This is a genomic window from Paenibacillus sp. JCM 18996, from assembly GCF_055392555.1.
In genome coordinates, this window is sequence record NZ_AP043884.1 from 1,866,195 (window position 1) to 1,878,163 (window position 11,969).

The window sequence follows — 11,969 nt, forward strand, 5'->3', positions numbered from 1 at the left end:
GACGAGCATCCTAATCCTGTCAACGATATTCAACCGAATACGGGAGGGATGGCAGTGGATAACGATAATCAAAACAAAAAAGCGGCTGACGGGCCCGCTGCGCGTGACGATCAACCGAAAATTGTGGCGGAAATGCCTCAGGACCAGGAAATGCGGGAGCATTTGGATGAAATGAAGCGCAGCGACGGTTATCCTGGTTCATGCGGGCTATAGCTGGCGCGATCCTCCTTAGCGGGGGTTTTTCTTTTGTATGGAGAGAACGGCGAACATGGTCAGCAGAAGATTGTTGAAGAAAGCGATCCCGTAAAAGCCTATGTGGAACAGCCTGCTGTAATGCGCTTCGTCGATGCCCGCCCACCAATAGGCTGCCGCTGCGGACAGCACAAAATTCAACGCCTGGGAAACAAAAAAAGACGTCTTGAGCGAATTCGTTTTTCGCATCAGGAGGAGTCCGGCAACCATAGTCAGCACAAAAATAAATAACAGCAACACCCAATATAAAGCTTCATTAGACATAAATTTCATAGATTTCACACTCCGAATACGCCAATCCGGCTTACAGCTTTCTCAGCTTGATTTGGTGGACAAAATGGTCCTGTCCCTTCGTCAGAATCAACTGGGCGCGTTCTCTGGTAGGCAAAATGTTCTGGTCCAGATTCGCCTCGTTAATCTCCTTCCAGATCCTTGCCGCCGTCTCAATCGCCTGTGCTTCCGTCAGCGACGCAAACCGGTGGAAATAGGAGTCTTCCCTTTTGAAAGCGGTACGGCACAGTGTTTTGAACCGCTCGATGTACCACTTCTGCAGATCCGGTTTGCCGGCGTCCACATAAATGGAAAAATCAAAAAAATCCGAAACGAACACTTTCCGCTGCTTTTTTGTTTCCCCGACCTGCAGTACGTTCAATCCTTCGACAATGAGAATGTCCGGCTGCCTGATCACTTGCTCTTTTTCCTCCAGGATATCGTAGGACGAGTGTGAATACACAGGCGCCGCTACTTCAGGGCGTCCCGATTTGACATCGGCGATGCACCGGATCAAGCTCTGCACATCATAGCTCTCGGGGAAGCCTTTGCGCTGCATCAGCCCTCTCCGCTCAAGCTCGGCATTCGGGTAGAGGAAGCCGTCCGTCGTTACCAGCTCCACTTTCGGCGCATGGGGCCAGCGGGCGAGCAGCGCTTGAAGTACGCGCGCAGTCGTGCTTTTGCCCACCGCGACGCTTCCGGCGATGCCGATAATAAACGGCACTTTGGCCGTCGGCTTGCCGAGAAAGGTGTTCGTAGCACGGTGCAAATCCTTGGTAGCGCTTATGTACAGGTGCAGAAGGCGGGAGAGCGGAAGGTAAATATCGACGACCTCGTCCATCGACAAATTTTCGTTGATTCCCTTCAGCTGCAACAGATCCGATTCAGAAAGCGTCAGCGGAGTGTTGTCGCGCAGCTTTCTCCATTCTTCCCTGCTCATCGTCACGTATGGCGAATATTTCACTTTATCCAGTCGTTGTGTCACCATCGCTTTGCCCCTTTGCATGCGTCCTTTTTGATCATACAGCTTATTCTAATGCCAATTCCGTTAAAAGTCGACATTTGTACGTACAGTCCGTAAATTACGCAGCATTTTTCCGCAAAATGTGCCGCAGGCGCGATGAGCTCCAATGCAGCAAAGGCCTATGATGAACCTCGTGGCTGCGGCTTTGGAAGTGATTTTGGCCGCAACGCCGAGCTCCAACGCAGCAAAGGCTTGCTCTGTTAAGAGCAAGCCTTTTGGCCACGGGCGCCGCCGTTAGATCTGGTCTCTCGCTTTGGTGTTGTTCTCCAGATTCATTTGCGCTTCATGACCGGTGTTCTTCTTTAGCACTTGATCGGCGTAATTATCATTCTTATTGTACTTGCCGCCTTCGGTTTTCTTGAATTGCTCCGGCATATTGCCTTCACCTCCGGAGTTAGTATGGCTCAACGAGCGAAGCCAAAAACAAAAAAAGCCTCCGCCGGAGGTTCTTTCTGCTTAATAAAGGATTCTTCTTTTGATCATTGCATTGCTGCCGTATTTGCGGGCGATGACCTGCTTCTGTGCCTGCATGAGCTTCAAAATGTCTTTCAGCCGCTGGTTTAAAGGCCTGATCGTCTCTTTGACCTCGCCGTTTACCACAACATCAAACACAACCATGGGCGGTTCCTCTCCATTTCTTTTTATGTATCTGTCATTTATACGTTCATTGTAGGCAAAGAGTGTCAAGCGAGATGCGCTAAACTTTATCGTTTTTGTGAACATTGTTAATTCTGTATCAAAAATGCGGCACATTGCGCACGCCCCATCCCGCCATATGGCCGGCTGAAATATGTTTCAATCTGACGGGTTTGGAGTAAAATGATATAAAAACCTGCGTGACCATAATCAGGGCAGCGTCTTGCGTAACCATAAATTTTATTTTAGGGGTGCCTCTTATGTTTACTGTAATCAATGGGCTGCAGTATTTCTACGAAGATCAAGGGCAAGGGGATGCTGTCATCCTTCTGCACGGTTTTCCATTAGACCATACGATGTGGAGGAGCCAAATCGGCTTCTTCCAAGAGCGGTATCGCATCATCGCGCCCGATCTAAGGGGTATGGGCCGGACGGAGCTGCACCGCGACGTCTCTTCCCTGGATGCCATGGCGCAGGATGTCATTCAGCTGATGGATGCTCTTGAGCTGGAAAAAGCCGTTGTTGCCGGATTCTCCATGGGAGGCTACATCGCTTTCTCCCTTCTGCGTAAAGCTCCGCAAAGAGTCAGAGCGGTCGTGCTGGCCAATACGCGTCCTGAAGCGGACACTCTGGAAGGGCAGATCAACCGCCTTAAGATGGCGACAGACCTGCTGGAAAAAGGAACGTCCGCAGCCAAGGAAGCTATGGTTCCCAAGATGCTCACAGAGCAGACATATGAAACAAGGCCCGAGCTGGTCGAATTTCTGGGCTCCATGATTGATGCTATGGACCCTCTTGGCTTGGTCCACGCCAGCCTGGCGATGGCCTTCCGCAAAGATTCAAGCGAGGAGTTGAGCCGGATTTCCGTGCCTGCGCTGGTCATTGCGGGAGACAACGACAAAATATCAACCCTGGAGATCATGAAAAACATGGCGGACCGGATTCCCGGAAGCCGAATGGCAGAAATCAAGCAGGCTGCGCACCTGACTCCGGTCGAACAGCCTGAGCAGTTCAACCGCGCCCTGGAGCAGTTTCTGGAAACGTTAGATAAATAGCGCGCATCGCCTCTTTAAATATGCCCAAAAACAAATAAGTCCCCGCTTCCTGTCGTCTATCGACCGACAGGGCGGGGACTTCCTTTGCTTATTGCACGCTGTCCAGCCAACTGCGCATCATCGATAGCAGCTGGGCGCTGTTCACCGGCTTCGTAATATAATCGGATGCCCCGGCTTCGAGGCACTGCTCGCGGTCGCCCTTCATCGCTTTCGCGGTCAGGGCGATAATCGGCAGATCCTTGAACTTGGGATTCTGGCGGATCGCTCGGGTCGTTTCGTAACCGTCCATCACCGGCATCATGATATCCATCAGCACGATTTCAATGTCCGGCGTCTGCTCGAGAATCTGGATAGCGTCCTGGCCGTTCTCGGCAGGTATCACCTTCATATTATGCCTCTCCAGAATCGTAGTCAGAGCAAAAATGTTCCGTATATCGTCATCGACGACAAGCACCTTTTTGTACTCGATCATCTCGTCGGATTGGTGGATCTTTACCAGCGTTTCACGCTGTCTTTCCGGCAGATTTTCCGCTTTGCGGTGAAGGAACAAGGTAGTCTCGTCCATCATGCCGACCGGCGACTTCACTTCTTTCACGACAGCCGTCTTGAGCAGCTCTTCCAAATCGGCTTCTTCCTCGCTGCTCAGCTTCTTGCTGCGGTATATGATGACGGGCTTAAGCCTGTTCTTGGCGTTCTTCTGCATCTCCCGGACAAAATGGACGCAGCTCATATCCGGCAAATCCATATCCGTCAGGATGCAGTCGAAATCCTTGGTCCTCAGCTGGTTCAAAGCCTTGCGGCCGGTGTCGCTCACTATCACTTTAATATCTGTATTCTCAATGTATTCCAGCGCTTGCTGGCGCCGTTCTTCATCATGTATGGCTACAAGAAGGGAATGCGAAGTCCTTTCGGCAAAAGCGTTCAGCTTATCCATCGCCTTCTCCAGCTCTTCGTTGTTCACAGGCTTGCAGACATAATCGTAAACCCCGCGCTGGAGAAGCTTGACCTCGTCTTCCTCCACAGTGATGACGCAGATCGGAATATGCCTGATGCTGATATCGTTCTTCAGATGCTCTATCACCAGTGAGCCGTCCGTGTCCTGAAGGCGGAGGTCCACCGTAATCGCCGTCGGCTGATATTTCCGGGCCAGTTCGAGCGCATTGTTGCCGGTCGTGGAAATGATCACTTTAATGCCTTTCTTCCGCAGCAGTTCCAGCAGGATTTGGTTGAACTTCACGTCGTCTTCGATGATAAGAAATACCCGGTCCTCCGGTTTGATGGAGTCGCGGTCGTCCGTGAGCTCTCCGGCTGAGTTCAAGGCAAGCGATGTTCCGCGGGTGCGCTTGGGCGGTGTGACGTCAATCACTTCCGGCACATACTTCGGCGGCTGCGGCTGCAGATCAAGCTGCTCCACGTCCAGCGGGAGGTACACATTGAACGTGCTTCCGATGTTCACGACGCTGTAGAGCGAAATTTCACCGTTCAGCATAGCCGCGATTTCGCGGGAAATCGCTAGTCCAAGCCCAGTGCCGCCATACTCGCGGTTAGTGCTGCCGTCCGCCTGCTGAAACGCTTCGAAAATAATCTGCTGCTTTTCTTGCGGAATACCGATTCCTGTGTCGCTGACGGAGAAGCAGACCACCATTTTGGCCCGGTTTAAAGCTTCGTTGTCCGATCTCCAGCCTTCGTACGCGCGCCGGATCAGCAGCATGACCTGCCCTTTTTCAGTGAACTTGAAGGCGTTGGAGAGCAGGTTCTTCAAAATCTGCTGCAGCCTCTTCGGATCGGTCACCATCGCTTGAGGCACATTAGGCTCGGTCTTGATCTTGAAGTCCAGCTTCTTGTCCTCCGCGATATGGCGGAAAGTTCTGTCCAGGCTCTCCGTCAGTTCCACTATCGGCATTTCGACCAAATCCGGAGTCACCGTTCCCGATTCGATCTTGGACAGATCGAGAATATCGTTGATCAGATTCAGCAGCTCAAGGCCGGATTCCTGGATCGTCATTGCGAATTTCACCTGCAGGTCCGTCAGGTTCTCATCAGGGTTCTCAGACAGCTGCTCGGCTAACAGCAGCAGGCTGTTGAGCGGCGTCCGCAGCTCGTGAGACATATTGGCCAGGAACTCGGACTTGTATTTGGATGTGAGTGCAAGCTGCTCCGCTTTCTCTTCTAGGAAGCGCTTGGCCAGCTCCACCTCGTTGTTCTTGCTTTCCACTTCCGCCTTCTGAATGACCAGCAGCTTCGCTTTTTCCTCCAACTCTTCGTTCGTGTTCTGAAGCTCCATCTGCTGCTTCTGCAGTTCTTCCGTCAGAGACTGGGACTGCATCAACAGTTCTTCCGTACGCTGGTTCGCCTGCATCGTATTGATCACGATACCGATGGATTCGGTCAGCTGATCCAGGAAGTCGATATCGATTTCGCTGAACGGCCGGAACGAAGCCAGCTCCATGACCGCCTGTACCTGGTCTTCAAAAATAATCGGCAGCAGCACAATATTAAGCGGCGTCGCTTCTCCCAAAGCGGACGAAATGACCACATAGTCGCCGGGCACATTCGTGAGCAGAATGCGCTGCTTTTCGATGTAGCATTGGCCTACCAGCCCTTGGCCCGGCCTGAACTCGTTGGACAAATGCTTGCGCTGCTGATAAGCGTAGCTTGCGAACAGCCGCAGCACAGGCTCTCCGTTCACAGGCTCGTTCATATAGAACACACCGTGCTGCATCGACACCAGCGGAGCCAGCTCGGACAGGATCATCCGGCATACGGCGTACAAATCGCGCTGGCCCTGCAACAGCCGGCTGAATTTCGCAAGGTTCGTCTTCAACCAGTCCTGCTCGGTGTTGATGCGTGTAGTTTCTTTCAGGTTGCGGATCATCTCGTTGACGTTATCCTTCAGAGCGGCAACCTCTCCGGCCGCCGCAACCGCAATCGTACGCGACAGGTCTCCTTTGGTAACCGCGGTCGCAACGTTCGTGATCGCGCGCACCTGGGTGGTCAGCGTACTCGCCATGTAGTTAACGTTGTCGGTCAGGTCCCGCCAAGTTCCCGCGGCGCCCGGCACATTCGCCTGGCCGCCAAGTTTCCCTTCCGCGCCCACTTCGCGGGCAACCGTAGTTACCTGGTCGGCGAAGGTGGCAAGCGTGTCGATCATGTTATTGATCGTATCGGTCAGCTCCGAGATTTCGCCTTTTGCATCCACGGTGAGCTTCTGCTTCAAGTTACCGTTCGCTACCGCGGTCACGACTTTGGCGATTCCCCGCACCTGGTCGGTCAGGTTGCTCGCCATGATGTTAACGTTGTCGGTCAGGTCCTTCCAGATACCGCCTACGCCGCGGACCGTCGCTTGGCCGCCCAGCTTACCTTCCGTACCTACCTCGCGCGCAACGCGCGTAACCTCGGAAGCGAAGGAATTCAGCTGGTCCACCATCGTATTGATCGTGTTCTTCAGCTCCAGCAGCTCGCCTTTGACGTCCACCGTGATTTTCTTCGAAAGGTCGCCGTTCGCGACCGCTGTGGTTACTCCTGCGATGTTACGCACCTGAGAAGTCAGGTTGCCCGTCATATAGTTCACCGTGTCGGTCAAATCTTTCCACGTTCCGGAAACGTCCTTCACATCCGCCTGGCCGCCCAGCTTTCCTTCCGTGCCTACCTCGCGCGATACGCGGGTAACCTCGGAAGCGAAGTTGCTCAGCTGGTCCACCATCGTATTGATGGTGTTTTTAAGCTGCAGAATTTCTCCTTTGACATCTACCGTGATCTTCTTCGACAAGTCCCCTTTGGCAACTGCCGTCGTCACGTCGGCGATATTCCGCACCTGGTCGGTGAGGTTGCGCGCCATGTTATTAACGCTTTCGGTCAAATCCTTCCATGTGCCGCCTACGTCTTTCACCTGTGCCTGGCCGCCCAGCTTCCCTTCCGTACCTACCTCTCGCGCCACGCGCGTAACCTCGGAGGCGAACGTGGAAAGCTGGTCCACCATCGTATTGATCGTGTTCTTCAGCTCGAACATTTCCCCTTGAACGTCGGCTGTAATCTTCTTCGACAAATCCCCGTTCGCCACCGCAGTGGTGACTACGGCGATATTCCGCACCTGGTCTGTCAGATTGCTGGCCATATAGTTAACGCTTTCGGTCAAGTCGCGCCATGTGCCCGCAACTCCTTTAACCTGGGCTTGTCCGCCAAGTATTCCGAGCGTACCAACCTCGCGCGCCACCCTTGTAACCTCGGAGGCGAAAGTGGAGAGCTGGTCCACCATCGTATTGATCGTGTTCTTCAGCTCCAGGATTTCGCCCTTCGCGTTGACGGTGATCTGCTTGGACAGATCCCCTTTGGCGACCGCGGTCGTTACCTCGGCGATATTCCGCACCTGGTCGGTCAATGTGCCCGCCATGTAGTTCACGCTGTCGGTCAAGTCTTTCCAGGTGCCCGACACGCCTTTCACGTCCGCCTGCCCGCCCAGCTTGCCTTCCGTCGAAACCTCTCTCGCCACCCTTGTAACCTCGGAAGCGAAAGTGGACAGCTGCTCCACCATCGTGTTGATGGTGCTCTTGAGCTGCAGCATTTCCCCTTTGACATCAACGGTGATTTTCTTGCCAAGATCTCCGTTCGCGACCGCTGTGGTAACCTCCGCGATGTTGCGCACCTGGTTGGTCAAATTGCTCGCCATATAGTTGACGCTTTCGGTCAAGTCGCGCCATGTGCCGGCAACGCCCGTAACCTCGGCTTGTCCGCCGAGAATCCCTTCGGTGCCGACCTCACGGGCCATCCTCGTCACCTCGGAGGCGAATGTCGAGAGTTGGTCCACCATTGTATTGATCGTGTTCTTCAGCTCGAACATTTCCCCTTGAACGTCCGCCGTAATCTTCTTCGACAAATCCCCGTTCGCCACGGCAGTGGTGACTACCGCGATGTTCCGAACTTGGCCGGTCAGGTTGCTCGCCATATTGTTCACGCTTTCGGTCAGGTCGCGCCATGTGCCCGAGACGCCTTTCACGTCCGCCTGGCCGCCCAGCTTCCCTTCCGTACCTACCTCGAGCGCCACACGCGTAACCTCGGAGGCGAACGTGGAAAGCTGATCCACCATCGTGTTGATCGTGTTCTTCAGCTCAAGGAACTCGCCCTTCGCGTTAACGGTGATCTGCTTCGACAGATCCCCTTTCGCCACAGCCGTCGTCACTCCGGCGATGTTACGGACCTGGTCGGTCAGATTGCTCGCCATGTTGTTGACGCTGTCGGTCAGGTCCTTCCATGTTCCGGATACGCCCTTGACGTCCGCCTGCCCGCCCAGCTTGCCGTCCGTACCTACCTCCCGCGCAACGCGCGTAACCTCGGAAGCGAATGTCGACAGCTGGTTCACCATCATATTGATGTTGTTGGCCGTCCTCAAAAATTCGCCTGTCAGGGCGCGCCCTTCGTACTCGAGCTCCACCTTTTGCGACAGGTCCCCTTGAGCCACCGCGTTAATTACGCGGACCATTTCGCTGGTAGGCTGGATGAGGTCGATAATCAGTCCGTTCAGCGACTCGGAGCAATCCTGCCAGCTGCCGCCCGTATTTTTATGCGTAAACCTTCTGGACAATTTTCCTTCTTTGCCGACGACTCTCGCCACCGTCTTGACCTCATTGACGAGACTTTCCTGCATCTCCATGATCTCATTGAAGGTATCGGCGACTTTTCCCGTGATTCCGGTCTGGTCGTACGGCATCCTGTAGTCAAACTTTCCGTTCTTCAGAGCAATCAACGCGTTGAGCAGCTCTCTGGTATCTATTTGCACATCAGATTGGTTGTTTTGCAGGTTGTGGTCCTGTCCGTTGTTATTTTCCTGTTCCGACATATTCCGTATCCTCTCCAGATCAGTTTTGCTGTCAGTACGAGTTGCCTATTTTCTCCCACATTCTATTGTACTATTTTACTCCCTCTTTTGTCTTGTAAAATATTGCACATTGACCGCGGATTTGACAAGGCCCGGCAGTCTTTTATTTTCATCATACGACACAGTTACCGTCTTCCGTATGGATTTTGCCGCGGAACTCCGTCGGGGAGCAGCCGTACCATTTTTTAAACTGCTTGGAAAAATAGAGCGGGTCCGCAAAACCCACCGAAGAAGCGACCTCCTCAATCGTCAAAGGCTGGTCCAACAGCAATTTGGCGCGCTCCATCCGTACTTTAAGCAGAAAATTCATCGGCGACATCCCAGTGAACTGCTTGAACATCTTGGACAAATACGTGCGGTGGTACCCGAGCGAGCGTGCCATTTCTTCGATCGAAACCGGCTGGGAGTATTGCAGTGTAATCCACCGGACCGCTTGTTCCACCTGCTGGCGGATGGCTTCGCTCACCTTCTGCTCCTTTACCGAGGTCTTCGATTCTTTGGCGTATTCCGCCAGCAGCAGCCTCATATAGCCGCCCGTCTTCATGTCGCAGCCCCTTTCGGCTCTCTGAAGGCAGACGAAGGTTTGGCTCAGCAGCGCATTGATTCTCCGCTTCTGTTCCGTATGGATGACAGGCTGGTGGGGAGAAATTCCGATTTGGCTGAGATATTCCGCGATACGGTCGCCCCTGAATCCGATCCAACGGTATTTCCAGGGCTCATGCGGATCCGATTCGTAGCTGGACAACTCTCCCGGAAAAATAATAAAGCTGCTGCCCGCCCCAATCTCATATCCTTTTCCCATTGAATAAAAGCTTCCTTTACCAGAAGTTACAAAATGCAGCAAATAATAATCCAAAAGCTGGGGGCCCACTTTATGGGACGCCCGGGTTTGCGATTCTCCGCTGAACAGGACTGTGATCTCACCTTTGCCGGGAGAGGGATTGATCGCCACCGCATGTGAATAGGCCGGCATAAGCCGCACTCCTTTCGGATTTTCCGGTTCACAGGAACTCAGGCTATTATTTCTCATTTTATCAACAAAAAACTACATCTGTCCATATGAAAGTGGAATCTCTCCATTCGAAACCGTTGTATATAGGCGTATAGTTTGTTTAGAAATGAAACCACTTTCAAGGAGGAACACAGCTGTGCCGAAAATTACCTTTTTAGGAGCAGGAAGTACCGTTTTTGCCAAAAATGTCCTTGGAGACTGCATGATGACCCCCGCGCTTCAGGATTATGAATTAGCTTTGTTCGATATCGACCCTGAGCGTTTGAAGGATTCGGAGAACATGCTGAACAACCTGAAGGCCACTACAGGCAGCGGCTGCAGCATTAAAGCTTACAGCGACCGCAAAGAAGCGCTCAGGGGCGCGAAATTTGTAGTAAACGCCATCCAGGTCGGCGGATACGACCCTTGTACGATTACCGATTTTGAAATTCCGAAGAAATACGGCTTGCGCCAGACGATAGCCGACACTGTCGGAATCGGCGGCATTTTCCGCAACCTGCGCACGATCCCGGTGATGCTCGATTTTGCCCGGGATATCCAGGAAGTGTGCCCTGACGCTTTGTTCTTAAATTACACGAACCCGATGGCTGTTCTCACCAATGTAATGAACACTTACGGAGGAGTGAAAACAGTCGGACTCTGCCACAGCGTGCAGGGATGCATCCCGCATCTGTTCAAAAGCCTCGAAATGGACACCGAAGGAGTGCAGGCCAAAATCGCCGGAATCAACCACATGGCCTGGCTGCTGGAAGTAACCAGGGAAGGCCGGGACCTGTATCCCGAGATCAAGCGCAGAGCCGCCGAGAGACAGAAAGAAAAGCACGACGACATGGTGCGCTACGAGATGATGTTCCGCTTCGGCTACTACGTGACCGAGTCTTCCGAGCACAATGCGGAATATCACCCGTACTTCATCAAAAGAAATTATCCGGAGTTGATCGACCGCTTCAATATTCCGCTCGACGAGTATCCGCGCCGCTGTGTCCGCCAGATCGACCGCTGGAAGACAATGAGGGAAGAGATGGTGAACAACAAGAATCTCGAACATACGCGTTCCAAAGAGTACGCTTCTTATATGTTCGAGGCAATGGAAACCAACGAGCCGTTCCGCATCGGCGGCAACGTGATGAACACCGGACTGATCACCAACCTGCCGAAGGAAGCCTGCGTGGAGGTAACCTGCCTGGTGGACAAGAACGGCGTCACTCCGACTTATGTGGGAGATCTGCCCCCTCAGCTGGCCGCGTTGAACCGTACCAATATCAACACCCAGCTGCTGACCATCGAAGCGGCAATGACGCTGAAGAAAGAGCACATCTACCATGCGGCGCTGCTAGACCCTCACACAGCCGCCGAGCTGTCGATTGACGACATCGTGGCCATGTGCGACGAGCTGATTGAAGCCCATGGCTCTTGGCTGCCCAAATACCAATAATCTGTGTAAACGACAGATTTCGAGAGTATATGGCAGATACCTTGAATAAAATATCATTATTTTCGCCAATAATCTTCAAATATTCGCTGTAAACGGTCATATTAGCGGTTTGACATGGTTTCAGGAGTGCCTTTTGTAGTTTATAATAGATGTACAGCACTTTATCTGTTTAAGTGAACTTTTAAATCGCTGAATTCTCATTTTCGAATGAGAAGCGGGGGAACCAATCGGAGCTGCCGGCGCGCCGGCAATTCCAGGGGTGAATCCACAGGAAGGCTTCTTTGGTAGGGTGACTCTCACGCCCGAATCCGTCAGCTAACCTCGCAAGCGTATAGGGAGAGGCAACAACTATCGTGCAATGCACGGCTTCCGCCGTGTGGGAAGAAGTCCACGAATAGAGTTCCCTCTATTTC

The 11,969-nt window shown here is 52.9% G+C and carries 9 protein-coding genes and 1 riboswitch; of the genes, 3 read left to right on the forward strand and 6 right to left on the reverse strand.

Going from position 1 to position 11,969, the window contains the following annotated elements:
- The first annotated feature begins 54 nt into the window (after positions 1–54).
- Positions 55–213, forward strand: a complete 159-nt coding sequence (locus ACZ5N7_RS09290; RefSeq protein WP_464658946.1) for a hypothetical protein — start codon at positions 55–57, stop codon at positions 211–213.
- 15 nt (positions 214–228) lie between these two features.
- On the opposite strand, the gene ACZ5N7_RS09295 is transcribed toward ACZ5N7_RS09290, so the two are convergent.
- From ACZ5N7_RS09295 to ACZ5N7_RS09310, 4 genes are all read right to left on the reverse strand, one after another.
- Positions 229–525, reverse strand: coding sequence for a hypothetical protein (locus tag ACZ5N7_RS09295; RefSeq protein ID WP_464658948.1), 297 nt, complete (start codon positions 523–525; stop codon positions 229–231).
- Positions 526–556: 31 nt separating this feature from the next.
- Positions 557–1,510: a type I pantothenate kinase gene (coaA, locus tag ACZ5N7_RS09300; RefSeq protein ID WP_464658950.1), complete on the reverse strand. Its 954-nt coding sequence runs from the start codon at positions 1,508–1,510 to the stop codon at positions 557–559.
- 270 nt (positions 1,511–1,780) lie between these two features.
- Positions 1,781–1,921: a hypothetical protein gene (locus tag ACZ5N7_RS09305; RefSeq protein WP_464658952.1), complete on the reverse strand. Its 141-nt coding sequence runs from the start codon at positions 1,919–1,921 to the stop codon at positions 1,781–1,783.
- Positions 1,922–2,002: 81 nt separating this feature from the next.
- On the reverse strand, positions 2,003–2,164 hold the full coding sequence (locus ACZ5N7_RS09310; protein WP_464658953.1) for a mechanosensitive ion channel protein MscL: 162 nt from the start codon (positions 2,162–2,164) through the stop codon (positions 2,003–2,005).
- Positions 2,165–2,442: 278 nt separating this feature from the next.
- On the opposite strand from ACZ5N7_RS09310, the gene ACZ5N7_RS09315 reads away from it, so the two are divergent.
- A complete protein-coding gene (locus ACZ5N7_RS09315; protein ID WP_464658955.1) occupies positions 2,443–3,237 on the forward strand; it encodes an alpha/beta fold hydrolase in 795 nt (264 codons plus the stop codon).
- A gap of 88 nt (positions 3,238–3,325) precedes the next feature.
- On the opposite strand, the gene ACZ5N7_RS09320 is transcribed toward ACZ5N7_RS09315, so the two are convergent.
- Together ACZ5N7_RS09320 and ACZ5N7_RS09325 are read right to left on the reverse strand one after the other, a co-directional pair.
- On the reverse strand, positions 3,326–9,070 hold the full coding sequence (locus ACZ5N7_RS09320; RefSeq protein ID WP_464658956.1) for a HAMP domain-containing protein: 5,745 nt from the start codon (positions 9,068–9,070) through the stop codon (positions 3,326–3,328).
- Between the two features lie 151 nt (positions 9,071–9,221).
- Positions 9,222–10,082 (reverse strand): AraC family transcriptional regulator, encoded by an 861-nt coding sequence (locus ACZ5N7_RS09325; RefSeq protein WP_464658957.1) that lies wholly within the window; start codon positions 10,080–10,082, stop codon positions 9,222–9,224.
- 175 nt (positions 10,083–10,257) lie between these two features.
- Here ACZ5N7_RS09325 and melA point away from each other — a divergent pair, with 175 nt between their 5' ends.
- Complete coding sequence (gene melA, locus ACZ5N7_RS09330) at positions 10,258–11,556, forward strand: alpha-galactosidase (protein ID WP_464658959.1); 1,299 nt, start codon at positions 10,258–10,260, stop codon at positions 11,554–11,556.
- 177 nt (positions 11,557–11,733) lie between these two features.
- Positions 11,734–11,902: riboswitch (cyclic di-AMP (ydaO/yuaA leader) on the forward strand.
- Positions 11,903–11,969 lie beyond the last annotated feature (67 nt).